This window comes from Streptomyces sp. NPDC045026 (genome assembly GCF_056432625.1).
In genome coordinates this window covers 1-23,097 of sequence record NZ_JBWKIS010000035.1, presented here as the reverse complement: position 1 = coordinate 23,097, position 23,097 = coordinate 1, and the positions used below count along the sequence as shown (strand labels likewise).

The window sequence follows — 23,097 nt, the reverse complement described above, 5'->3', positions numbered from 1 at the left end:
GGGCGCCGCGTCTACGTGACCAACGGGCCGGCGAATTCGGTGTCGGTGATCGACACCGCGAAGAACCGCACGGTGGGCAGCCCCATCCACGTCGGCAGTTTCCCGAAGGGGGTAGCGGTGTCGCCGGATGGACGCTGGGTCTACGTGGCCAACGCGATCTCGGCCTCGGTGTCGGTGATCGACGCCACCACGGACCGCACGGTGGGCAGACCCATCCACGTCGGCCGCTTCCCTGCGGGGGTGACGGTGTCGCCGGACGGGCGCCAGGTCTACGTCGCCAACGGGAGCTCGAATTCGGTGTCGGTGATCACATTCTGAAAGACGTCTCAATGCAGGATTGCGCCTGCTGATTCGGCGGACCAGTACCATCGCCATCCGCCCGGGAAGGAAACGTCTCCCCGGTAGCGCGACTGGGCTTGTAATCAAGCTTTGAGCAGCACCCTTCAACAGAGCATGGGCATGGTCGCTGACAACAACAGCTCTGGTGGAAACGTGAGGCCGGTGGTGATTGCCTCACTTCATGGCGGGGTGCAGCCCGCCGGGTCCCAGACGTGCATGTGGTTCTCGTCGTAGTGGTAACCCGTACAAGGCTTGTGTGGTGCCGCGCTCGACGATTCCGCCGTGGCCTTCGTTGTCTGAGGCGCCGCCTCGGCGCTCGCCACGCCGACCGTTCCGGCGAGCAGCGCAACGGCGCAAGACGCGCCGACGAGGTGTCGAATAGGCCTCTGGGTTCTTATGGCCATATTGATCTTCCTTGGCGTGAATTTATGCCACCTACCACCACCGTGGGATCTCGGCCATGAGCTGTCAAACGGCCGTCGAGGCGGCCTCGAACCTCAGCGAACGAGAACGGAACGCGGTCGCAAGCACAGGGCCCGAAGCCAGGGTGGCCGAGGCCATTCCCACACCGCTCCTGAGGAAGTACCTGAGCTGCTGACTCGCTCTGTTCGGGGCTGCGGGCCTCCGACGGACACCTGCTGTGGTCGTATCCCCTGCACATCATGACCAAGGACTGGCCCCACTGGCCGTCCGCGGCATCCCGAACGGCGGAAGGGCACCAGTGGACTTCCCCGGTGGGCGCACCGCCCTCGCCCTGGCCGCCAATCGCCTGCACATGTCTTACGGAACCGCTGTGGTCACCCTTCCGGCGGACCGTTGACACGGGTGTAGACCTTCTCGCGGGCGAGCCCCTCGGCGGGCACGGCGACGCCGTACTCATATGTTTGAAATAATTACCTCATTGCCCTTTCTGCCGTACGACTCTACGACCTCGATCACTGAGGGTCCTGCCAGGAGGCCGAAATGCACTCCTCAATCGTGTGGGCGGACCCGACAACAGTGCGGAGCGATTTCCGCAGACCGAAGGCGACCTCGCTCGGCTATCCGCTCTCCGGGTGCTTGTGATGGCGGGAATCGAGGAAGGCACCCACCCGAGGCAGCCGCGCATTCCCGACCTGCACGAACGTCTGCGTGCCGAGTTGGGCCGCATCGACGAGCAGTTGCGGTCCCTGCTGGACGCCATGGACCGAGTCCAGGGCCTGCTGGACGCGGTGGTGTCCATCAGCCGGGAGGTGGAGCTGCCCGCGGTGCTGCACCGTATCGTGACCACCGCCATGGACCTGGTGGGTGCCCGCTACGGGGCACTGGGCGTACTCGACGAGTCCGGCAACCACTTGCAGCGGTTCGTCGCCGCCGGCCTGTCCGATCAGGAACGCGCTGATCTGGCCCCGGCCGGTTACCCCCGCGGTCTGGGGGTCCTCGGGCACCTGATTCGCCACCCGGAGCCCCTGCGCGAGGAGAGCATCCTCTCTCATCCGTCGTCCGCCGGGTTCCCGCCCGGTCACCCTCGTATGCGTACCCTGCTCGGCGTCGCGATCAGCGTCCGCGGCGAGATCTACGGGGACCTCTACCTCTCCGAGCGGCTTGACGGACAGCCTTTCGACGCTCACGACGAGAGCGTCGTCGTCGCCCTGGCCGGCGCGGCCGGGATCGCAATCGAGAACGTGCGCCTGTTCGAGCGGGTACGTGTCGGAGCCGAGCAGTTCCAGCGGCTTCTGTTGCCGACACTTCCCGACCTGCGACCTTTCACTGCGGCCGCCATCTACCGGCCCGCTGCCGAGCCCAGTCAGCTCGGCGGAGACTGGTACGACGCCATTCCGCTACCCGGCAACGTCGTGGCGATCGTCATCGGTGACGTGGGCGGTCACGATCTGCGGGCCGCGGCCTCCATGGCCTCCACCCGCAACATGCTGCGCGCTCTGTTGTTCGAACGGGGCAACGCGCCAGGTGCCGTCCTCACCCAGCTCGACCGCACACTGCAAGCCATCACGAACAATCCCGTCACCACCACGACGCTGGCGCGTATCGAACCGGCCGGATCGGGCTGGCGCCTTCACTGGAGTACCGCGGGCCACGTCCCGCCCCTGCTGATCGTCCCTGGGTGCCGTGCGGAATCCCTGTTCGCCGAGCCGGGGCTGCCGCTCGGGGTCGACACTGAACAACCCCGCCCCGATCACTCCCGATATGTGCCCCCAGGCTCCACCGTCGTCTTCTTCACGGACGGGCTGATCGAAGATCCTGCCCGGTCCATCGACGAGAGCCTCGACGAGCTCACCGATCTCGCCACCGAGTACGCCGCCCTGCCCCTGGCCGAATTCGTCCAGGCGCTGGCCGATCACCACCCCAGCGACGGTCACGACGACATGGCCGTCCTCGCCGTGCGCACCCCGCCCGCCTGATCGCGAATCTGCGCCGAACGCTCGGCTCAACGGTGCCGTGGAGAATCCGAGGCAAGCGGCGGATGATGGATCACGGAGCGATGTCGAAGCGGAGGCCGTCCCATGACTGTCGCCCGGCGAGAACGGATCCGGCGCGGCATTGCGGTCGGCCTGGAGATCTGTGTCGTGGCCGCGGTCTACTACGGCTCGGCCAGGCTGGGACTGCTCCAGCAGCTGGTGCGCGGCCAGGTGACCCCGCTGTGGCCGCCGACCGGTATCGCGGTGGCGAGCCTGCTCCTGCGCGGCCCACGGGTCTGGCCCGGGATCGCGCTCGGTGCACTGCTGGTCAACGCCTCCCTCGGCCCGTCACTTCCCGCCGTGCTCGCCATCATGGCGGGAAACACCCTCGCACCCGTCTGCTCGTACGCACTGCTCCGTCATGCGGGGTTCCGCATCGAACTGTCCCGCCTGCGGGATGTGCTCGCACTGATCTTTCTCGGAGCGTTCACGGGGATGCTGGTCAGCGCGACGATCGGCAGCGGGACCCTGGCCCTGGCCGGAGTGGTGAGCGCGGGCGGCTTCTGGCCGACGTGGTCGGTCTGGTGGACCGGCGACGCGATGGGCGTCCTGGTGGTGACGCCGGTCCTGCTCGTTCTGCGCTCGGCACGCTGGCTCAAGGAGGCTCCGCCGTCCCGTTGGGCGGAGGGTTTCCTGCTCCTGGCGGCCACCGCCTGCGTCGGACTCCTCGGGACCAGTAGCGCGCCCCTCATGTTCCTGAGCTTCCCGCTACTGATCTGGGCAGCCTTCCGCTTCCAGCTGGCTGGGGCGACACCCTGCGCGCTGGCCGTGTGCACCTTCACGATCGTCGCCGCGGCCCGGGGGTCCGGCCCGTTCGCCGGTCACGACCTGCTCACCAACATGATCACCCTCCAGGCTTTCAACGGTTCCTCCGCGCTGACCGCCCTGCTCGTTGCGGCGGCTGTCAGCGAGCGCAACGAGGCCCAGAAGGAGATCTCGAGAGCCTGCGGGTATCTCGCCGAGATGGTGGCCAAGATCTCCGCGGGCGGCTATTCGCCGACGCCCCCCGTCGGCGTCGGCGAAAAGGACGGCGGCGAAAGGAACGGAGTCGGTGAAGAGGACAAGAACGAAGAGCGCGGCGGCTGAACCGGCAGAACGGTGTGATCGGCCTGGCGCGCGATCCTGTCCGCCCTGGCCCGAAGCCTGCCCGCCCTGCTCCGCCGCCATCAACTGGTCACCCCCGGCACGATCCTGGCCCGGCACCGCCGCCTGGGCCGAGCAACTCCTGGTCGGCCTCGACCTGCGCGCCACCACGATCAACGCAGCCATCGCCTCCCTCACGTCCACCACGCCCACCCTCGGCATCGCGCACTTCATGGCCGCCCTCCCCCTGCCCGCCGACCACACCCCGCCCCGCTGGCTCGACACCGAGCAGGCCACGCGCTCCCGGTGGCGGGACCTCGTCCTCAGGCGGCAGAACCTGCTGCGCACCGTGCAGTAGCAGCGCGCGCGAGTCACCTAGGGGCTTTCGTTTGGATCATCGGGCCGGACAGAGGAAGATTCCCGCGACGTGAAGTCCGGCGAGGTGGACGGTTGCGGTCTTCTCGTAGCGGGGGGGCGATGCCTCCAGGGACCGTGGCCCCACCGTAGGCGTGCCGCTACCAGAAGCTACTGTGCTCGTCATGCACCGCACACGGGGATCATTGATAACTGTCGCCGCCGTTTCCTGCCTACTGCTCACGAGTTGCAGCAGCGCCACGGACGAGAAGAACGGCGATGCGGCTGAGCCTTCGGTCATCGGCTCGCCGGTGGGCAAGCCGATTTCGTCGCCGACGGTGACTCCGCCCAGAGAAGGTGAAGGCGTACCGGAGCCAGAGCCGGATGCTCCGTTCATCGAACACGTCAAGTACGAGCTGCGCACGCGCACGGTGGACATGGCCGGCGCCCAGGGCAAGACCAGCGCCAGATGCGACAAGGACTCCGTGAAGCCGGACAAAGGCGCCGGCGTCACCTGCACCGTCACGTATGAGGGCATCGATGTGACCTGGCCGGTGAAGTTCACGGGCAAGCCAGGATTCGGCGGCATGGGCGACGGATACGAAGCAGAGCCCAGCACCGGCATCCTCACCCGAGAGGGCGTCATCAAGTACTTCTGGGGCAATAACCACGATGCAGGAACGGACCTGCGCTGCGACACGATGCCCAGGGTCAAGAAGGTCCCGCTAGGTGGGAAGTCCGGGTTTCAGTGCACGTACTTCGCCGCCAAAGCGAGCACTGACGGCCGGGACATGTGGATCACCCAGAACGTGTACAGCACCACAGACGGCCCCCGAGCCCGGGTATGACGATGCCCGCAGCTCCGCGCCCACGCCAGCTCCCCCACTGAGCTTCTTCCCATATGAGAGGGCCTGCTGCACGGCCCTGACACCAACCTCGTGAGAGGGCACACCTAAGCCGAATGGAAGTCACGCCCTGCTCTGGATGAGCAGGGCGATCCCACGGGCGCCGAACCGCTCACCCCTGCACAGACCACCCACCTCGACATACGCCGAAAAGACCGCCTCGGCGGAGTCCTCCACGAATACCAACATGCCGCCTGAACAACGCGGATAGAGATTTCGGCAGGCGCCCAGTCATGCCGAGAGTCCAACGAGCAGCCCACGCCAGGTCCTTGAGTGCTGCCCAAGTTGGCTGGACGTCAGCCCCGCCCAGGGAGCACCGACTGCCTCCCACACCTCCCACCCTCCGCCGGATCGAGAAGGACCCTGCCCTGTCCGCTTCGCTCGTCCGTCCCGGCGATTTCGACATCGACCGCCGGGACCTCATGGACGACCTGGTCCTTCCCACCGGAGCAGCGCTGCACCCGATAGCCGGCGGCACGTACTACCCGTGCGGGGAAGCCGGGACCGAGGAGCGGCCCGTCCTGTACGCCGACTCCGAGAGCCGGGCCACTCTGATCGGCGCCGACCTCGTCGAGGCCGTCACGCTCATCGTCGTGCTGCCCTTCTGGCGCGACCTGGCGAGCGACTTCACGACCAGCTAGTTGGGATCGGAACTCCGCGCCGACCACCCCGACTTCGGCACTGCAGTAACGACGCCGCCCGACAGGTTGAGCGCCGACACGGCCCGCACATCCCCGAAACGCCCACCCCGAGATCAGCCGGTGGATCCGGGCTCAGGCGCGGACGAAATCGAGCGGCACGGAACGGGTACCCCACTCGGCCCATATGGCCATTTCGGGAGATCCGGTGAGTTGGAAGCCGGCGCTGCGGGTGAGGGCCTCTTCCAGTGTCGTGATCATCATCATCCGGGCGAGGGGCGCTCCGGGGCAGCTGTGCGTGCCTCGGCCGAAGGAGATGTGCCTGGCGATGTTGGGCCGGTGCAGGACGAAGGCGTCTCCGTCGGGGAACACCCGGTGGTCCCGGTTCGCCGAGGTGTAGACGAGGGCCACGGGGTCGTCCTTGCGAATGAGCTGCCCGCCCAGCCTCACGTCCTCACGCGCAGTGCGCGCCATCCCCCGGTAGGGCGAGTAGAGCCGGAGGAACTCCTCCACCGCGGCGGGAATGTCCTCCGGCCGGTCGCGCAGGTGATCCTGCAGTTCCTGGTCTTTGCTCAGGTGCACGAACATGTTGCCGATGAAGACACTGGGCGCCACCATCCCGGTGACGATGAGCTGTCGGACGCAACCGAGCACCATCTCGGCGGGCAGTGGTGCGCCCTGGTATTCGGCGTCGAGGAGCGCGGCGGTGAGATCCTCCTCGGGATCGTGCGGATGGGCCCGTCGCTCGTCGATGACCGACTGGGCGATCTCGTAGAGCCGCCGGCTGAGCTTCTTCACCGTCTCGTGGTCGAGGACCTGGATGGCGTCGACGTAGGTGCCGCTGACTTGCTTGATCAGGGTCGAGGTCTCGACGGACAGGTTGAAGAAGTGGGCGAAGACGTGGGCGGGGAACTGGTGCGCGTAGTCCTTGCACACGTCCGTCCAGCCCCGGTCGATGAGCGGGGCGAGGAGTTCGACCGCTGCAGAGCGGACCTTGGGGGCAAGGTCACGCATCTTCGGCGGGGTGAAGAACTTGTTGATGACGCGCCGATACGCCATGTGGTCCGGCGGGTCAAGATGCAGCGGTGGCCGCACCCCTGTGAACGCGAACTTCGGTATTGCGTTCTGTTGTGACGTCGTGAAGTGCTCGATGTCCGTGATCACCGAGAGCACGTCGTCGTAACCCAGCAGCGCCCAGAACCCGCCGTACTCCTGGCTGCGGGCGATCGGGCAGCGGGCCCGCAGCCCGGCGAACTCCTCGTGGGCGCTGGTGAAGGTCTCCCCTGGCCGCACGGGATCGAAGTCGTGGGCGTCGCGGCGGCTCTCGTCGGCGCTTGAATGGTTGTTGCGGGGGCTGTGGTTCACGGTCCTCCTTGAGGACAGATTGGTGCGGAATCAGACGGGTCGGGGCAGGGCTCCGACCCGACACGCCGCACGGCAGTCCCGGCTGAGGGGCCGAGCCGTCGGGTGTCCCGGAGTGCGCGGCGATGTCGGACGCACGGCGGTGGATCAGGCCGTGCTCCATCGAACGTCATCCGTGGAGCCGGTTCGGGGACTCGCGGGCCGGCAGCGGCTCAGGTCGCCGGTGGCACGGGAAGGGGGACGGGGCGGGTCATTCGGACGCCGCGCGACGACGAAGCAGTGCCGGCACCTCGCCGGCGGCGGACAGCCGTGCCATACCTGCACGTCACGGTGCCAGCAGGCGAAGCAGGTGCTCCCGAGCCTCCTCTGCGGCGGGTTCCTCGGCCACCAGGCGGCCGAGCTTCATGACCGCGACCCGGTCGCACACTCCCAAGGTCGCGTCGATGTTCTGCTCGACGAGCAGGATGCCGGTGCCGCGTTCCTGGCGTTCCCAGCGCAGGGCGCTGACCACGGTGTCCACCATCGACGGCTGCAGGCCCGCGGTGATCTCGTCCAGGACGATGAGCGTGGGGTCGGCAAGCAGGGCGCGGGCAAGAACGAGCATCTTCTGCTCGCCGCCGGACAGGGTGCCGGCGCGCTGACGGAGACGGGTGCCCAGGACAGGGAAGAGTTCGAGGACGGTCGATCGCCGCTTGGGGTCGATGTGCCCGGCCTTGGCGGCGACGATGTTCTCCTCGACGCTCAGCGCCGCGAACACCGGCTCGTCCTGCGGGCCATAGGCCACGCCTCGGCCCACGGTCCGTTCCGGCAGCCGGCCGGTGATGTCCTCCCCGCCGAGATGCACGGTGCCCGCGGTCGGCCGGATGAAGCCGAGGAGCGTCTCGAGGAGCGTTGTCTTGCCCATGCCGTTGCGGCCGACGACTCCGACGGCCTCGCCGTCGCCCACGGTCAGATCCACCCCCCTCAAGACGGTGGCGGTTCCGTAACCGGATTCGATGCCCTGTGCCGTCAGCTTCATCACGCCACCGTCCCGAGGTAGGCCTCACGGACCACATCGGAGTTGCTGACCTCGGCGGGAGTGCCGTCCTCGATGATCCGGCCCTCGTGCAGGACGACAACACGGTCAGCGATCCGGTTGACGAAGTCCAGGTCGTGCTCGATGAGGATGATCGTCATGCCTCCCCTTGCAAGGCGTTGCAACACCGTTCCCACGACCGCCCGTTCGTTGTGGGTGAGCCCGGCAGTGGGTTCGTCGAGCAGCAGCACCTGGGGGCGGGAGGCAACTGAGGCGGCGATCTCCAGTCCCTGTTTGAGCCCGTGTGCCAGCGACGTGCTCTTCTCGTGGTCCCGCCCCTGCAGGCCCATGGCCTCAAGAACGTCGAGCACCGCTGGAGAGGTGGGGATGCGCCGACTCCGTCGCCAGAAGGAAGGCAGTCTGCCTGCCTTGCGGGCGAGCAGGACCGTCTCGGCCGCCGAAAGGCTTTCGAACAGCTGCGGCGACTGGAACTTGCGGCTCACTCCCCGGCGCGCGAGGCGGTGCGCCGGGGGACGGCGGTCCACGGTGTGTGCGCCGAGTTCGTAGTGCACGGTGCCGCGGGCAGACAGGTTGCCATCGGCGAGCACGGACACCAGCGTCGACTTGCCAGCTCCGTTCGGGCCGACGACACAGAGCAGTTCGCCCCGCTGCACTTTCAGGTCCACACCACGCAGTACCTGAAGGCTCCCGTATCCGAACTCGAGGCCGGAAACCGATATGACGGGAGACTTGTCCGGGAGCGGTGCGGGCACGGTGGTCTCGGGGACGATCTCGCGCTCGTCGCCCCGGGCATCTCGTCTCAGCAGCCGGCCGAACGCGCGGGTGAGCGGCGGCAGGATGCCGCTGGGCGTGAACACCACGACCAGCACGAACAGCAGGCCCTGGATCAGCGACCACTGCGTGGGGAAGCTCCCCGACAGGCGCGCCCCGAGCAGTTGCAGGCCGATGGCACCGATCACCGGGCCGATGATGGTGGCGCGTCCGCCGACCGCCACCCACACCATCATCTGCGTGGCGAACAGGAAGGTGAACAGGTCGGCGGCCACCAGTCCGGTGGCGAGCGCCATCAGCCCACCCGCGAAGGCGGCCAGGCCCGCGCCGCCCATGAACGTCACGGTCTTGACGTTCTCCACGCTGTAGCCGAGGTAGCGGGTGCGAACCTCGTTGTCCCTGACTGCCCGCAACAGCAGGCCGACATCGCTGCGGACCAGGATGAGCGCACCCGCGGTGACCAGCACGAGCGCAGCCAGGGTGAGGTAGTACCAGGCGCGGGTGGTGATCGTGAGGGGATTGAAGCCGAACAGTCCGTTCTCGCCACCGGTGACGGTGGGAAATTGTGAGTAGAGCGTGGTGGCAGCAGTGGTCAGGGCCAGGGTGACGACCGCGATGTAGAACGGGGATCCCTTGGCCGAGAAGGCGAAGCGCCCCACCACGCCGGCGACCGCGGCGGCGATGGCGACGCCGAGGAGCAGGGAAACGGCGTAGCGCCAGGGCTCGTCCTGTACCGAGATGACCAGACCGGTGCTGTCGGTCGTCGTGGTCATGGCACCCACCGTGAGGGCGCCGATGCCGAACCACAGGCCGTGTCCCAGGTCGGGCGCGCCGACGTGGCCCCAGACGAGGTCGAGGCTGACGGCGGATATGCCGTAGATGAAGGCGACGGTGAGCAGGCTGACGTCGTATTCACCGACGACCTGGCCGAGCACCACGAACACGAGCACGGCGACAAGTGCGCCGGCGGCCGAGAGTCGGCCGTTGAAGGTCAGGCGTGACGCCATGTCAACCCCTCGGGTCGGATACGCAGGAGAACGACGGCGACCGCGATGACCGCCGTGGAGCTGTAGATGGGGCTGGCCCAGTGCGCAAAGAGAATCTGCACCACCCCGAGGACGAGGCAGCTGGTCACGACCCCGGACAGCCTTCCGCCGGCAAGCAGCACCGCAAGGAACCCGGTGGCCACCAGGGAGAGCGCGTAGTTGGGGGTGACTGCCTGGGTGGGGCCCAGGGCGGCGCCGGCGAAGCCGGAGAGCGCGCAGCCGACGACGAACGTAACGGCTCGGATGAGCGCGACCCGGATGCCGAGCGCACGGGCGAGGTGCTGGTTGGACTGCACCATGCGAATGGTCAGGCCGACCCTGGTGAAACGCATCAGCAGTGCCAGCGCCACGACCAGCGCGGCTGCCAGCAGGATCAACAGGAGCCGGTAGGTCGGGTACGGCGTTCCGGCGACGGACGTCGCCGTGGCCATTGGCTGGCCGACCGCCTGGTTGTCATGTCCGAATCCCAGCGTCAGGGCCTGAATGACGATCAGAGAGATGCCCCAGGTGGCGAGAATCGTCTCCAGGGGACGGTCATAGAGGCGTCGGATGACCAGGCCCTCAACGACGAGCCCGGTGACCGCCGCGGCGGCGGCACCGGTCAGGATGCCCGTCCAGAACGGCCAGCCCGCCCGGTGCGTGATCACTGAGGCATAGACGCCGACCGCCATGAAGCCGGTGTGCGCGAGGTTGATGACATCCAGTACGCCCAGCACGATGGCCAGGCCCAGGACGACGATGGTGAGGATCCCGACTGCTGTCAGGACGTCGAGCAAGAGCGTCACTTGACTCTCCTTGAGGTCGTTGCCGAGTCGTCCGTCAGCCCTGGCAGGCAAGCTTCGGGGGGATCGGGTCGGACTTCTTGCGGATGGTGAAGGTGCCGTCGGACCGCGCCTGCGCCAGGTACACCGGCTGGTAGCTGAAGGAGTTCATGGACTTGAGGGCGCCGACCGGGCCGTCAACGTCTGTGTGCCGGAGCGCCTTGATGACGTCCCGCCCATCGGCCCCGGACTGCTTGACCGCCGCGGCGAGTGCCTGCACCTGCATGTAGGACACATATGCGTTGACGTCCGGCGCGCCCTTGAGACCGCTTCGCCCGGCCAGATCCTTGAAGGCGTCGTTGCCGTTTCCCTTGATGGCGGCGAAGTAGATGCTGGACGACCAGATTCCCTCCGCAGCGGCGCCCAACGCCTTGGCCGTGCCCTCGCCGAGCAGCACGTCCACCCGCGTGATGCCCTTGGTACGAGGGTCTGCCGCCCACTGCTTCTGAAGGGCGACGTCGTCGTCACCGATCACGTTGAGGAAGGCGACGTCGGGGCGGGCCTTGACGATGTTGGCGATGTCCTGGGAGAAGTCGGCGGTGCCGCTGGGCTCGTAAGCGGTACCGACGACGGTGCCGCCCAGCTTGGTCAGATGCTCCTTGGCCGTCCCGATGGAGGCCTTCGGCGTGGAGTAGTTGGCGCCGAGGAAGTACCACCTCTTCTTGCCCTCGGCGACGAGTTCGTCGATGGCGGGCAGCGTCTGCTGGTTGGGCACCAGCCCGAGGCTCGTGAGGTTCCAGGCGCAGATGTTGCCTGCACCGGACGACAGACTCACCAGCGGGATGTCGAGCCGCTTCGCGAGGGCGTTGCAGGCCAGCAGTTGCGGTCCCGGTATGAAGGCGACGATCGCCTGTGCCTTCTGCTGCTGGATGAGCCGGCTGCAGGCGGTGTTGGCGCTGCGTGCGTCCGCACCTGCGTCGGCCACCATGGAGGTGAAGCGGACGCCGGCCTTGTTGTGCTTGCTGACATCTTCGAAGCCGGCCTTGCTGCCGGCTTGGGCGTGGTCCGCGTAGACGGAACCCGCTCCGGACAGTTGCAGGATGATGCCGACCTTGTACGAGTCGGCGGAGCCGCTCGGCGAACCGGCCGACGGGTGCGTTCCGCAGGCGGACAGGACGAGCGCCATGGCGCTCGACATGGCAAGCACGGCGATCGGTCGCCGTCCGTGTCGGATGAGTCGGGCCATCGGCTGTCTCCTCGGGGGATTGCTGGATGCCGTTGCCGTGTCGGCGTCGGCGGACAGGTCGTGCGGTGTGCACGGGAGGCGACCTCGCCAAAAACGGGAGCCCGGCCGGGTAGGGCGGCCTGGGCCTGACCACAGGACATGGCGCACTCCGTCGTAGCGCTGGAACGTGCGTGAAACATAGAAAGCACGTTGCCTTGTGTCAATGAATGTGTCTCATATTGCTGCACAAGCCTTCGGTCACCGACACGGCACAGGAGTGTGCATCCAACCTCAAAACGCCCATAGATACAGGACGTTGAGCGGGATCTGACCTCGACACAAGATACTTGCCTTCCGGATCGTCGCTGCATATGTTGCTTATCGCGATCGGCCAAATTCGCCGGAAGCAGTACATGAGAGGTGGCGGACGTTGAGATCACTGCAGCATCTCCTCACGGTCTACGAGTCCCGGAACGACCCGTTGCCCGCCGAGGTGCAAAGCCGCCCCGTGGTCGCCTGCGTCGGTGCGGACGTGCCCGCCGAGGTGCTCACCGCCGCGGGATTCGTCCCGTTCCGGCTGGCCGGCCGCCCGGATCGGCACGAGGCAGCCGAGCCGTACTGCGGTCCCGGAATCGACCGGCTTGCGGTGTCGCAACTCGCCCGTCTCCTCGGGGGCGACGCCGCAAGGACCGCCGGTCTGGTGATGTCCGCCGACACCGAAGGGTCCGTGCGGCTCTTTCTGTACCTGCGCGAGATCCAACGCCTTCAGCCCCGCGCCACGGTGCCCCGGTTCACGTTCTTCGACCTCGTCCACCTCCCGCAGCGAACCTCGGCCGCCTACAACCGGACGCGCCTCGACCAGCTGGTCGAGGAGATCAGCAGCTGGGCCGGCCGGCCCGTCACCGACGACCGGCTGCGGACCGCCGCCGAACTCCACGACCGGGTGCGGGAGCTGATCCGGACGGTCGGCACCCGGCTGCGCAGCGGCCCCGGTGGCCCGCGCCTGACCGGAGCCCAGGCCCTGGCTGTGATCGGAGCGGCTTTCCTCACGACGCCCGAGCACTGGTGCGAGGCCGTGGAGCGGCTGCTCGACGACGCCGACCGACTGCCGGCGCTGCGAGGCACTCGCGTATTCCTGACCGGCTGCGATCACGACCACCCGGATGCCTACGAGGCCATCGAGTCGCTGGGCTGCGTGATCGTCGGCGAGGACCACAGCTGGGGAGCCCTCGCCGGCGAGGCAAGCGTCGGACCCGCGTACGACATCCGCAGTGCTCTCGTCCGGGCCGGGGCCCTGCAAGCGCCCGCCGCCGCGGGTCACAGCGCCGCCGTACGCGCTGCGCAGACGGCGCGCATGGCCGCCGCGTGCGGCGCGGACCTGGTGGTGGCTTGGGCCCGCTGCCATGACGACGCACCGCCGTGGGACGTCCCGGCCCAGCGCGCGGCCCTGCAAGCGGTCGGGATCCCGATGTTCGCCGTCCCTGCTCAGAGGTACGGCGAAGAAAGGAACGAGAACGTGCGTTCACTGCTGGAACCGGCGCTGCGCCGACCGGCCCGCGCCGTTGGGGTGACCCGGTGACGGCCGATGCCACCGGCCGGCGCAACCGGATGGTGCTGCCCTCCGCAAGCGCGGCCACCGCCTATCAGCGGCAGTGGTTCGCCGACCTGAAACAGCGTGCCGCGGACGGCGACCCGGTCGCACTCGTCAACGCCGACGCCCCACAGGAGATCCTGCGCGCCCTCGACATTCCGTACGTGGTCAACCAGTGGTGGGCGTCGGTCTGCGCGGCCAAGCAGAAATCCGGCCGCTACTTGCGTCTGCTTGCGGACCGCGGATACCCCGCCGATCAGGAGGCGTACAACACCCTGGCGCTGGCGAGCACCTTCGACGAGGACCCCCCGTGGGGTGGTCTACCCCCCATCTCTCTGGTGCTCGCCGAGACGACGGGTGACGCCCTGCGCAAGGTCTTCGAGATCTGGGAACGCGAACACGGCGCCGTCTTCCTGCCCTTCGAGCGCACCGTCGCGAACCACCAGGACCCCCGTTGGTGGGAGCGGATCGAGGACGACTGGGAGGCGTTGATCGGCACTGCGCGCATCGACCTGATGACCGCAGAACTGACCGGTGCGGTCAAGCATCTGGAGATGGTCACCGGTCGCGTCTTCGACGAGGAGCGCTTCCGTGAGGTGATGGCCCTGGTCAACGAGCAGCAACTGTGGAACCGGGCAGCTCGCGACCTCATCGCCCGCACCAGCCCGGTCCCCATCACGATCAGTGACAGCATCCCCAGCGTCATGATCCCCCAGTGGCACCGCGGGACGGTGTGGGCACGTGACGCGGCCCGTACCTTCTACCACGAGGTACGCGACCGGGTGGATACGGGAGCGGCCCCCTGCCCCGACGAGCGCATCCGGCTCATGTGGGTGGGGACCGGCCTCTGGTTCGACATGGGCTTCTACACCTGGTTCCAGGAGGTGTACGGCGCGGTCTTCGTGTGGTCGATGTACCTCGCGATCGCGGCCGACGGCTACATCCGCCACGGCGACGATCCGTTGCGCACCCTGGCCGGCAGGTTCGCAGCGTTCCCCGACATGATCAACGCACCTCCGTGGGCGGCGGAGTGGTACGCCAAGGAGGCGGTGCACAACCGCATCGACGGCGCGGTCCACATGGCGGGCACCGATCGCCGGGGGACCTACTTCGTCAACCGCGCCCTGGAGGCGGCCGGCGTGCCGGTGCTGCAGATCGGCGGCGACAGTGGCGACTCCCGCGGCTGGGATGCCCAGGCCGTGCAGGCAGAGGTCTCGGAGTTCATCCAGACCCGGGTGGAACCGGTCGCCGCTCGCCGTCGCGCCCAGGAGAAGGGCACCGACTGAACGTGCCCCACCGCACCTCGCCGCAACGGCCTCCCAACGGTGCTCCCGCCCCTGCAGCGACACGCTCCTGCTCTGCGGGCGAACTGCCGCCGCGGGCTCGGCCCGGAAGGCGGCGAGCACGCGCATCGCCACGGCCGGATGTCGGTGCCGCGTGCCGGTCCCGGTGTTCCCTGGCACGGCCCCGCCCGTGATTGCGCAGTCGAACCATCAGTCCGACCATCTGCTGTCCCCGCATACCGTCGAGGTACTCATGTCCGCACAGACCGCCGAACTTCCCCGACCGCTCGAAGGCATCACCGTCATCGACCTGACCATCGCGCTGGCCGGCCCCTATGCCACCCTCCTGCTGTCCGGGCTCGGGGCACGGGTCATCAAGGTCGAGAACCCGCGAGGCGGTGACCGGGTCCGCAACAACGCGCCCTACTTCGGCCGCGACGGGCTCACGATGCAGCGCCGCCACGACGACGACATCTCCCTGGGGACCCTCGAACGCACCCGGGGCAAGGAGAGCGTGACGCTCGATCTGAAGCACCCGGCCGGCCGCGAGGTCTTCGCGGACCTGGTACGGCAGGCGGACGTCGTCGTCGAGAACTACAGCCGCGGCACTGCCGACCGGCTCGGCGTCGGCTACGCGGCCGCCGCCGAGATCAACCGCCGCATCGTGTACTGCTCGATCAGCGGCTTCGGGCAGGCCGGCGAGCCGGGGACCGGCAAGGCGATGGACGCGATCGTGCAGGCGCTGTCCGGAACGATGATGACGTCGGGCAGCCCGGGTGACCCGCCGGTCCGCGTGGGGTTTCCCATCGGCGACCTGTCCGCACCGCTGTACGCGGTCATCGGCGTCCTGGGCGCTCTGCGGCAGGCGGAGGCAACCGGGATCGGCCAGCATGTCGACGTCTCCATGCTCGGCTCGCTCACCGCGCTGGTCGCCGGCGAGCAGTCGCACCTGCTGACCCGGCTCGGCCTGTCCGGCCGCAACGGCAGGTTCATGCCGCGGCTGGCGCCGTTCGGGGTGTTCGAGACCGCCGACGGCTGGGTGGCCGTCTGCGCGCCGGAGGACAAGTTCGCGCGGGGAGTGCTGACGGCGCTGGGGCGTCCCGAGCTCCTGGCCGACGGGCGGTTCACCACCCGTGACGCGAGGGTGGCTCATGCCGACGAGTTCCATGCCCTGATCGAGGAGTGGTCACGCAAGCACCCACAGGACCGGGTGATCGCCGCTCTGGAGGCCCACGGTGTCCCATGCGCCCCGGTCAGGGAACCGGCCGAGGCCGTCAGCGACGCGTCGCTGCTCAGCCGCGGCGACACCGTTGCGCTCCACCATCCCGCCTACGGCACTGCGGACGGACTGATCGGCAGCGGCATGCCCGTCCACATGTCCCGCTCCCGTACCGATTTCACCGACGGTGTTCCCCACCTCGGCGAGGACAGCCGGCTCGTCTACCGCGAGCTGCTGGGCTACTCCGCGGAGCAGATCGACGGGCTCGTCGCTGATGGAGCCATCTGATGACGTCTGCTGCCCTTGGACCCAACGGCTCGGCACAGTCGGGCGACGTGGTTCCGACCGCCGGGGCCCCTGGCCCGCATCTGCCCCGTCCCCAGGCGGGCTCGTCGTCTCAGCACCTGTTGACGACCCTGCTGGGCGACTACTGGGCGGGGCGCACCGAGCACCTGCCGTCGGCGGCGCTCGTGGCTCTGCTCGGCGAGTTCGACATCGGTCCCGCCGCCGCCCGCGCGGCGCTGAACAGGCTGGCCCGGCGCGGCGTGCTCGCCTCGACCAGAGTGGGGCGCCACACCTATTACGGCTTCGCGCCGGGCGCCGCGGAAGTACTCATGACCGGCGCATACGAATTCGTGTCCTTCGGACAGGGCGACCGATCGTGGGACGGGCAGTGGACCCTCGCCCTCTTCTCGCTCAACGAGAGGGAACGGGATCTGCGCCACGCGGTGCGCTCGAAACTGCGCTGGCTGGGTTTCGCCCCGCTCTACGACGGCACGTGGGTGTCGTCCCGCCCGGTGGCCGCCCAGGCCCGGCACGAGCTGGACCGCCTCGGGATCCGGGACGTCACCGTCTTCCGCGCGGCGGAGCAGCCGGGGTCGCACCGTCGACCGGTCGACGCCTGGGACCTCGACGAGGTCGAGGCGACCTACGCACGTTTCGTGACGGCCTACGGCCCGCTGCGCGACCAGGTCCGTGAGGGAGAAGTGAGCGCTGCCCAGGCGCTGCTCGCCCGCACAAGGATCATGGACAGCTGGCGCACGTTCCCCGGTATCGACCCGGATCTCCCCGCCAACCTGCTGCCACGCGAATGGCCCCGGAAAGACGCCCGCACCATCTATGTCGAGGTCTACGACGCCCTCGGCCCCCTGGCTGCGCTCCGGGTCCGGCAGATCGTGGGCCGGTACACGCCGGAACTCGCCGAGTACATCGAGTACCGCTCCACAGATCAGCTGCTCGGGTTGGGCAGCCAGGCGATGCAGCGTCGCCGCTCCCCCCGACTCCTTCCCGGCCGGCCAACCAGCGATCGGACCCACCCATGACTGCCGTGGACCCCTGCCCCGACAGGCCGGACGACTTCGACCCGACGGCCGACAACGCACCGGACCGCGTGCACGCCATGTACCGCCGGCTGAGGGCCGAATGCCCCGTCGCGCACAGCAGTTCCTACGGTGGTTTCTGGGCCTTGACGCGGTACCGGGAGGTTCGTGCGGCGGCGCTCGACGACCGTACCTTCATCTCGTCGGTCAAAGCCGTCGTCCCCAGTGATCCTCGCGGGCTGCGCAGACCTCCGCTGAACTTCGATGCACCTGCGCACACTCCGTACCGCCGGGCGCTGGAGAGGACTCTGCAGCGTGACCGGCTGCAGCGGTTGATGCCGCGGCTGCGCCGGCACGCCGGCACGGAACTCCAGCCGCTGCTCGACCGTGGCCACGGTGACATTGCGCAGGAGTTCGGCACCCGTTTTCCTGCGTGGACCACGACCGAGTGGCTCAACCTCACGCCGGACGTGGCTCCGCTGCTCGCCGAGACATCGGCCCGGTGGGTGCAGGCCTGGCGCAGCCAGAACAAGGACGTCGTCAACTCGACGAGTCAGAAGCTGTACGACATGGCGCGCGAGCTGGTTGCCGATCGGCGGTGCAATCCCCGTCCTGTCGACGAGGATCCCGCGAGTTCTCTTCTCTCGGAACGCATCGACGGCGTGCCGCTGGACCCGGAGCACGTGATCGGGGCGCTCCGTCAGTCGCTCGTGGTCGGGATGGTGGCACCACCGATCATCCTCGGGTCGATCGCCGTCCATCTTGCGGACGACCCGGAATTGCAGCAACGGCTGCGTTCACGTCCGGAGTTGATTCCGGACGCCCTGGAGGAGTTCCTGCGGCTCTATGCACCTTATCGGGGGTTCGCACGCACGCCGTCCGCGCCCGTGGAGATTCTGGGTCGCACCATCCGCCCGGAGGAGCCCGTCACGCTCGCGTACGCGTCAGCGAACCGGGACGCCGCGGTCTTCGACGATCCCGACACGTTCCGGATCGATCGGGCGAACATCGCCGGGCATCTCGCTTTCGGCCGGGGACGGCACCGCTGCCCCGGGGCACCCATGGCGCGGACGATGCTGAGGATCGCGCTTGAGGAACTCCTGTCCCGTACAACGTCGTTCACCGCCGTCGGTGAGCGCGAGGGCGCCAGAATGCCTGAACTGGGCATTGTCTCGGCCGAGTTGCAGCTCACTCCTGCCTAGCAGTGGGTGCTGACCGCCTCACCGCGCACCCGCTCCGTTCTTATCCGGCTGCCCAGTCGACGGTAGTACGGTGGCCGGCTTGTTCGGCCACCGCACCGTCGTGGACGGCGACGAGCTGCCGGAACCGCAGCTCTGCGAGAGGCGCGAGCCCGTCGTACAGGGACACGAACAGCGACCGCGCCGTTGTCCGGGGCCAGTCGGGGGAAAGCAGTTCGTCCGGTAGGTCCGGGTCGATTCCCGGAAAGGTACGCCAGACGTCCAAGACCTGGAGCCGGCCGGCCAGGGCGGCACTGGGGCTCACTTCTCCCGCCGTCAGCCGTACCGCCAGTTGCTGGTGGTCGGCGACGAAGGTCCGGTAAGCCGCGGCGACGTCGCTCAGGTTCCACGCCGCCAACGGCAGGGTCTCTCCTGCCTCCTCGGCCCTGAAGATCGTCAGGTTGTCCACTCCCGCAGCCCGGAAGATCGGCTCGAGAGCCGCCGGATCGGCGTGCGCCGAAACCCACAGCCCGTCGAACAGCGGCGCGAACCCGAGCCACCTCAGATAGCTGCGTACCCGGTGGCGGACGTGGCGCTGCTGTTCCGGAATGCTGAAGGCAGCCAGCGTCCACAGGCCGTCCCAGTCCGGCTGCAACGAGCCGAAACGCACGATGCTCGCGGTCTTGTGCCGGGTGTCCTCGCAGCCGATCGCGCTCAGCCGCAAGTAGGACTGGCGCCCGGACCGCTCGGTCTCCAGCACTCCTCGCTTGACGAGCCGGTTCGCGGTCGCGCGTGCGCTCGTCTCGCTGATACCGAACTCCGCCAGCAGGGTGATGACCGTACTCATCGACAGAGCCGCCGGGGCGTCCAGCCAGTGCTCGCCCAGCAACGTGGTCAGCAGCCGTTGCGGAGACGCCCCGGTCTGCTGGCGTGGGAGGACGGACCCCTCCTGTGCGCGGCGCAGCACAAGCGCCTCGATCGACGGGTTCTTCTCCGGCATCGCTCCAGCTTAGTACCCCGCCTCTCGCGGCCTGGCGACGGTGGAGACAGGGCTGATGGCGGGCCGGCAGTCCGGCGGGAGGAGCCCCGGGCCGGTCGTCGTCCCGCCCGCGGCGGGCCCTGCTCGTACTGACCAACGCGGAGATCGGCGCTGACCAGGCGTGGCGGATGATCTCCGCGAGACGATCACCGCGGCCGCCGGCGTGAGCACACCCTCACCAGCTCACGCGAGCCCCGTGACCTGCAACTTCAGGATGACCCCTCGGGGAGGTCACCCTGCAGGCGCCGATCGTGCCGAAGAAGTTCTTCCACACCGCCGGCAACTTCACCGACCACCACGATGAGCTGACCGCCGTCGACTGGTCGCACCCGGTACACAAGGGGATCGTCTTCTTCCAGAACGTCGACGCGATCATCGGTCCCGACCAGCCGATCGTGTACCCCGAGGGGCTCACCAAGGAGCTCGACTACGAACTTGAGCTGGCCATCGTGATCGGCAAGAGCGGGAAGTTCTTCGGCCCGGAGGAAGCCGAGGACTACATCGCCGACTACACCATCTTCAACGACATCACCGCGCGTGACATCCAGCGCCGCGAGATGCAGTCGGGCGTCTTCTCCTTCTCGAAGGGGATCGACATCTTCTGCCCCATCGGCCCCTGGATCGTCACGAAGGACGAGGTTCCCCACCCGCACGCGCTCGCGATGGAGCTCCGGGTCAACGGCGAGCGGCGGCAGACCGGAAACACCGAGAAGATGATCATCTCGATCCCGCACCTGGTCGCCTACCACTCGGCCCAGGGCTACACGGCCGGCGACATCATCACCACCGGCACCATCTCGGGCGTCGCCGCCATGCAGCCGAATCCGTTCGACTTCTACCTCCAGCCGGGTGATCGCGTCGAGGCGGAGATCGAGGGCGTCGGCACGCTGCGGAACCACGTGGTCGGCTGGAAGGACGCGCACGACACCGAGCCGTTCTCCATCGACCTGTACGGCCCGGCGAACTGAGGCAGAGAAGATGCGACTGGCCACGCTGGCCGACCGCGCCGTCCTGCTCACCGAGGACGGCGCGGTCGACATCGCCGACGCCTCTTCGGGACGCTTCGGCCCGGACCCCATGGACGTTCTGACCGACTGGACCGAGTTCCAGGCTTGGGCCGAGAGCGCCGAGCTGCCTGCGGCGAGCCCGTACCGGACCGCCGATCTGGACGCGCCGGTCCCGCGACCACGCCAGGTCTTCGCGGTGGCGCTGAACTACCGTCCGCACGCCACCGAAGTCGGCCACGTCCCGCCCGACGTCCCTCTGCTCTTCACCAAGTTCCCCAGCTGCATCGTCGGCCCGACCGCGGAGGTCGAACTGCCCGAGGGCAACGTCGACTGGGAGCTCGAGATGGTCGCCGTCATCGGTGCACCCTGCCATCGGGTGTCGGCGAGTGAAGGCTGGGCGGCCGTGGCCGGGCTCACCGTGGGGCAGGACCTCTCCGAGCGCGTCCTCCAACTCACCGGCAAACCGCCACAGTTCTCGCTGGGCAAGTCGTATCCGGGCTTCGGCCCGACCGGTCCGGCGCTGGTGACCCTCGACGAGCTGCCGGACCGGGACAACATCGCGATCGAGTGCCTGTTGAACGGCGAGAGCGTCCAGGCGGCGCGCACCAGCGAGATGATCTTCTCCGTTCCGGAGTTGGTGGAGTTCATCAGTGGGGTGTGCCCGCTCCACCCCGGCGACCTGATCTTCACTGGGACCCTTGCCGGGGTGGGCAACCGTCGCGTTCCGCAGCGGTTCCTCAGCCACGGCGACGTCCTGGTCAGCCGGATCGACGGCCTGGGCGAGATGCGCCAGACCTTCCGATGAACGCGGCCTGCGCCGGCCGCCACCCAGGAGGCCGGCGCGGATCCGCTTCGTCATGGCCCGGACTGCAGCTACGACACGCACGGCCGGGAGCGTCGGACGCGCTGGCGTTCCTCGAGCACGGCACGAGGCAGCCGCACATCACCGGAGTCACGCCCACCCCACCCGAGATCGGGCCGTGCAACAGCGCGAAATCTGATCGCCGACCTGGGCATACGCATGGAGTCCCTGCGCTTCCTGCTGCGCGACCGCGACGGTAAGTACGGCGAGGCATTCGACGCCGTCTCCGAAGCCGAGGAACTCGACGTGGTCAAGAGCGCGCCACGGGCTCCCCGGATGAACGCCCACTGCGAGAGAATCATCGGCACCATCCGGCGCGAAGCGCTCTACCACGTCCTGATCCTCAACGAGGCCCACGCCCGGCGCATCCTGACCGCCTATCAGCGGCACTACAACAGGCACCGCCCGTACCAGGCCCGCAACCAACTACCGCCCAGCTCCCGTTAACGTCCCGCCGCCCTGCAGGGCCTTGACAGCCGCAGAATACTGCGCAGCCGAACCCTCGGCGGCCTGATCAACGAGTATCGATATGCCGCTTGACCAGCGGCGATGACTTTTCGAGCGGCACAGGCCCGAGTCCGTCCTGGGTGACAAGGCGTACGACTCGAAGGCCGTGCGGCGTGAGCTGCGGCGTCGCCGGATCATGCCGGTGATCTCCCGCAAGGGGGCTCCGGACATCAAGGGTCTGGGCAAGCTCCGCTACGCCGTCGAGCAGACCTCCGCCCTGCTCCACCCGTTCAAACGCCTCGCCGTGCGTTGTGAACGACGCGTCGAACTCCACGATGCCTTCTTGTCGTTGACCTGCAGTCTGATCTGCTGGCGGCGTCTGAGGAGAGCCGCCTTCTGATCGCTAAGACTTGGTCGAGCGCGAGCCGTACGCAGGCCCGAACACCACGAGCAGCACCAGGTCTTCGGCCACTTCTGTGAATCGATGTTCTTCACCGGCCGGCACGAAGATCACCGTCCCGGGACTCACCTCGTCCGTTCGGCCTGGTGTTTCGATCTTGGCGCGTCCGGCTGTGACGACATAGATCTCATCCTCGGTGTGCGGGCTCTGGGCATCACGCCCGCCGACCGGGATGCAGTACGTTCCCACCGACAGATCCGACGTCCGTAGCTGCTCGATCCAGTCATTGCCCGCTTCGCCGGGGTGCCTCCACACGCCTGCACCCTTGATGATCTCCATGACGGGACCCTAACGCCGGGCCCGGGGAGCGCAACACCCGTGATCCTGTTACGAGTTCCAAGGGCTGTCCCGTAAATGATCTTTGGATCACCTCGGGCGCGCTTGGCAGCCGTGTGTCCCGCTCGTTCATCCGGCGAGAGCGAGGTTGTGCGGGCGGGCGATGCCGCGCATGGCGTGGTGGACTCCGTCGCCTTTGAGGCGGCAGTCGCGGAGGATCTTCCAGGTCTTCATGCGGGCGAACGTGTGCTCAACGCGGGCCCGGACCTGCTTGCGGGACTTGTTGTGTGCTTGCTTCGAGTCGGGCAGTTCCTCGCCCTTGCGGCGGCGGTGAGGCATCACGAGGCCGGTGCCCGGGTAGCCGCTGTCGGCGATCGTCATGGTGTTGCCGACGGCGGCCTTGGTCCCGGACTCCTCCCAGGCTTTGCAGTCATTGCGGT

The 23,097-nt window shown here is 68.1% G+C and carries 23 protein-coding genes; 14 read left to right on the top strand and 9 right to left on the bottom strand.

The features are described from left to right. From AC07EJ_RS40715 to AC07EJ_RS40690, 6 genes are all read left to right on the top strand, one after another. On the top strand, positions 1-318 hold a 318-nt coding region (locus AC07EJ_RS40715; protein ID WP_478886136.1), incomplete at its 5' end, for a YncE family protein. Positions 319-1,403: 1,085 nt separating this feature from the next. Further along, positions 1,404-2,738, top strand: coding sequence for a PP2C family protein-serine/threonine phosphatase (locus tag AC07EJ_RS40710; RefSeq protein ID WP_478886135.1), 1,335 nt, complete (start codon positions 1,404-1,406; stop codon positions 2,736-2,738). A 102-nt stretch (positions 2,739-2,840) separates the two neighbouring features. After that, complete coding sequence (locus AC07EJ_RS40705) at positions 2,841-3,881, top strand: MASE1 domain-containing protein (protein WP_389487374.1); 1,041 nt, start codon at positions 2,841-2,843, stop codon at positions 3,879-3,881. Continuing rightward, positions 3,847-4,236: a hypothetical protein gene (locus AC07EJ_RS40700; RefSeq protein ID WP_478886134.1), complete on the top strand. Its 390-nt coding sequence runs from the start codon at positions 3,847-3,849 to the stop codon at positions 4,234-4,236. Before AC07EJ_RS40705 ends, AC07EJ_RS40700 begins: the two co-directional genes overlap by 35 nt. Before the next feature lie 172 nt (positions 4,237-4,408). Beyond that, positions 4,409-5,080, top strand: coding sequence for a hypothetical protein (locus AC07EJ_RS40695; RefSeq protein ID WP_393589587.1), 672 nt, complete (start codon positions 4,409-4,411; stop codon positions 5,078-5,080). Positions 5,081-5,406: 326 nt separating this feature from the next. Then, positions 5,407-5,778 carry a hypothetical protein gene (locus AC07EJ_RS40690; RefSeq protein ID WP_478886133.1) on the top strand — a complete coding sequence of 124 codons (372 nt, stop codon included), beginning with the start codon at positions 5,407-5,409 and terminating at the stop codon, positions 5,776-5,778. A gap of 132 nt (positions 5,779-5,910) precedes the next feature. On the opposite strand, the gene AC07EJ_RS40685 is transcribed toward AC07EJ_RS40690, so the two are convergent. From AC07EJ_RS40685 to AC07EJ_RS40665, 5 genes are all read right to left on the bottom strand, one after another. Continuing rightward, on the bottom strand, positions 5,911-7,140 hold the full coding sequence (locus AC07EJ_RS40685) for a cytochrome P450 (RefSeq protein WP_389487366.1): 1,230 nt from the start codon (positions 7,138-7,140) through the stop codon (positions 5,911-5,913). A 322-nt stretch (positions 7,141-7,462) separates the two neighbouring features. Continuing rightward, positions 7,463-8,155, bottom strand: coding sequence for an ABC transporter ATP-binding protein (locus tag AC07EJ_RS40680; RefSeq protein WP_389487364.1), 693 nt, complete (start codon positions 8,153-8,155; stop codon positions 7,463-7,465). After that, the gene (locus AC07EJ_RS40675; RefSeq protein ID WP_478886132.1) at positions 8,155-9,951 is read right to left on the bottom strand and encodes a branched-chain amino acid ABC transporter ATP-binding protein/permease; all 1,797 of its coding nucleotides are present in this window, start codon (positions 9,949-9,951) and stop codon (positions 8,155-8,157) included. Before AC07EJ_RS40675 ends, AC07EJ_RS40680 begins: the two co-directional genes overlap by 1 nt. Then, entirely contained in the window at positions 9,936-10,775 is an 840-nt protein-coding gene (locus AC07EJ_RS40670) for a branched-chain amino acid ABC transporter permease (RefSeq protein ID WP_389487360.1), read from the bottom strand. The genes AC07EJ_RS40675 and AC07EJ_RS40670 overlap by 16 nt, the downstream gene beginning before the upstream one ends. Before the next feature lie 34 nt (positions 10,776-10,809). Continuing rightward, on the bottom strand, positions 10,810-11,997 hold the full coding sequence (locus AC07EJ_RS40665; protein WP_389487358.1) for an ABC transporter substrate-binding protein: 1,188 nt from the start codon (positions 11,995-11,997) through the stop codon (positions 10,810-10,812). Positions 11,998-12,406: 409 nt separating this feature from the next. Between AC07EJ_RS40665 and AC07EJ_RS40660 the strand changes: the two genes are divergently transcribed. The 5 genes from AC07EJ_RS40660 to AC07EJ_RS40640 all read left to right on the top strand — a co-directional run bounded on the left by AC07EJ_RS40660 (position 12,407) and on the right by AC07EJ_RS40640 (position 18,590). Then, a complete protein-coding gene (locus tag AC07EJ_RS40660) occupies positions 12,407-13,555 on the top strand; it encodes a 2-hydroxyacyl-CoA dehydratase (protein WP_389487356.1) in 1,149 nt (382 codons plus the stop codon). Continuing rightward, positions 13,552-14,853, top strand: coding sequence for a 2-hydroxyacyl-CoA dehydratase (locus tag AC07EJ_RS40655; protein ID WP_478886131.1), 1,302 nt, complete (start codon positions 13,552-13,554; stop codon positions 14,851-14,853). Before AC07EJ_RS40660 ends, AC07EJ_RS40655 begins: the two co-directional genes overlap by 4 nt. A 250-nt stretch (positions 14,854-15,103) precedes the next feature. Then, complete coding sequence (locus tag AC07EJ_RS40650; protein WP_389487352.1) at positions 15,104-16,357, top strand: CaiB/BaiF CoA transferase family protein; 1,254 nt, start codon at positions 15,104-15,106, stop codon at positions 16,355-16,357. Further along, on the top strand, positions 16,357-17,391 hold the full coding sequence (locus tag AC07EJ_RS40645; RefSeq protein WP_478886130.1) for a PaaX family transcriptional regulator: 1,035 nt from the start codon (positions 16,357-16,359) through the stop codon (positions 17,389-17,391). Before AC07EJ_RS40650 ends, AC07EJ_RS40645 begins: the two co-directional genes overlap by 1 nt. Beyond that, positions 17,388-18,590 carry a cytochrome P450 gene (locus AC07EJ_RS40640; protein ID WP_389487348.1) on the top strand — a complete coding sequence of 401 codons (1,203 nt, stop codon included), beginning with the start codon at positions 17,388-17,390 and terminating at the stop codon, positions 18,588-18,590. Before AC07EJ_RS40645 ends, AC07EJ_RS40640 begins: the two co-directional genes overlap by 4 nt. A gap of 40 nt (positions 18,591-18,630) precedes the next feature. Here the strand turns inward: AC07EJ_RS40640 and AC07EJ_RS40635 are convergent, their stop codons facing one another. Continuing rightward, entirely contained in the window at positions 18,631-19,566 is a 936-nt protein-coding gene (locus AC07EJ_RS40635; protein ID WP_389487346.1) for a PaaX family transcriptional regulator, read from the bottom strand. A gap of 290 nt (positions 19,567-19,856) precedes the next feature. Here AC07EJ_RS40635 and AC07EJ_RS40630 point away from each other — a divergent pair, with 290 nt between their 5' ends. The 3 genes from AC07EJ_RS40630 (at position 19,857) to AC07EJ_RS40620 (ending at position 21,921) form a co-directional block, all read left to right on the top strand. Beyond that, positions 19,857-20,573, top strand: coding sequence for a fumarylacetoacetate hydrolase family protein (locus tag AC07EJ_RS40630; protein WP_478886129.1), 717 nt, complete (start codon positions 19,857-19,859; stop codon positions 20,571-20,573). Positions 20,574-20,583: 10 nt separating this feature from the next. Further along, positions 20,584-21,417 (top strand): fumarylacetoacetate hydrolase family protein, encoded by an 834-nt coding sequence (locus AC07EJ_RS40625; RefSeq protein WP_478886128.1) that lies wholly within the window; start codon positions 20,584-20,586, stop codon positions 21,415-21,417. Between the two features lie 216 nt (positions 21,418-21,633). Continuing rightward, a complete protein-coding gene (locus AC07EJ_RS40620) occupies positions 21,634-21,921 on the top strand; it encodes an integrase core domain-containing protein (RefSeq protein ID WP_389487341.1) in 288 nt (95 codons plus the stop codon). A 67-nt stretch (positions 21,922-21,988) separates the two neighbouring features. On the opposite strand, the gene AC07EJ_RS40615 is transcribed toward AC07EJ_RS40620, so the two are convergent. The 3 genes from AC07EJ_RS40615 to AC07EJ_RS40605 form a co-directional block, all read right to left on the bottom strand. Next, positions 21,989-22,255: a hypothetical protein gene (locus tag AC07EJ_RS40615; protein WP_389487339.1), complete on the bottom strand. Its 267-nt coding sequence runs from the start codon at positions 22,253-22,255 to the stop codon at positions 21,989-21,991. Positions 22,256-22,324: 69 nt separating this feature from the next. Continuing rightward, the gene (locus AC07EJ_RS40610) at positions 22,325-22,660 is read right to left on the bottom strand and encodes a cupin domain-containing protein (RefSeq protein ID WP_389487337.1); all 336 of its coding nucleotides are present in this window, start codon (positions 22,658-22,660) and stop codon (positions 22,325-22,327) included. A 126-nt stretch (positions 22,661-22,786) separates the two neighbouring features. Beyond that, positions 22,787-23,097, bottom strand: a 311-nt coding sequence (locus tag AC07EJ_RS40605) for a transposase family protein (RefSeq protein WP_478886127.1), incomplete at its 5' end; no start/stop codon positions are given.

Bases quoted from the DNA above. Each gene is read 5' to 3' on its own strand.
- AC07EJ_RS40710 (WP_478886135.1), top strand. From the start codon at position 1,404: ATGGCGGGAATCGAGGAAGGCACCCACCCGAGGCAGCCGCGCATTCCC.
- AC07EJ_RS40705 (WP_389487374.1), top strand. From the start codon at position 2,841: ATGACTGTCGCCCGGCGAGAACGGATCCGGCGCGGCATTGCGGTCGGC.
- AC07EJ_RS40680 (WP_389487364.1), bottom strand. From the start codon at position 8,155: ATGAAGCTGACGGCACAGGGCATCGAATCCGGTTACGGAACCGCCACC.
- AC07EJ_RS40675 (WP_478886132.1), bottom strand. From the start codon at position 9,951: ATGGCGTCACGCCTGACCTTCAACGGCCGACTCTCGGCCGCCGGCGCA.
- AC07EJ_RS40665 (WP_389487358.1), bottom strand. From the start codon at position 11,997: ATGGCCCGACTCATCCGACACGGACGGCGACCGATCGCCGTGCTTGCC.
- AC07EJ_RS40650 (WP_389487352.1), top strand. From the start codon at position 15,104: ATGTCCGCACAGACCGCCGAACTTCCCCGACCGCTCGAAGGCATCACC.
- AC07EJ_RS40645 (WP_478886130.1), top strand. From the start codon at position 16,357: ATGACGTCTGCTGCCCTTGGACCCAACGGCTCGGCACAGTCGGGCGAC.
- AC07EJ_RS40640 (WP_389487348.1), top strand. From the start codon at position 17,388: ATGACTGCCGTGGACCCCTGCCCCGACAGGCCGGACGACTTCGACCCG.
- AC07EJ_RS40635 (WP_389487346.1), bottom strand. From the start codon at position 19,566: ATGCCGGAGAAGAACCCGTCGATCGAGGCGCTTGTGCTGCGCCGCGCA.
- AC07EJ_RS40625 (WP_478886128.1), top strand. From the start codon at position 20,584: ATGCGACTGGCCACGCTGGCCGACCGCGCCGTCCTGCTCACCGAGGAC.
- AC07EJ_RS40620 (WP_389487341.1), top strand. From the start codon at position 21,634: ATGGAGTCCCTGCGCTTCCTGCTGCGCGACCGCGACGGTAAGTACGGC.
- AC07EJ_RS40610 (WP_389487337.1), bottom strand. From the start codon at position 22,660: ATGGAGATCATCAAGGGTGCAGGCGTGTGGAGGCACCCCGGCGAAGCG.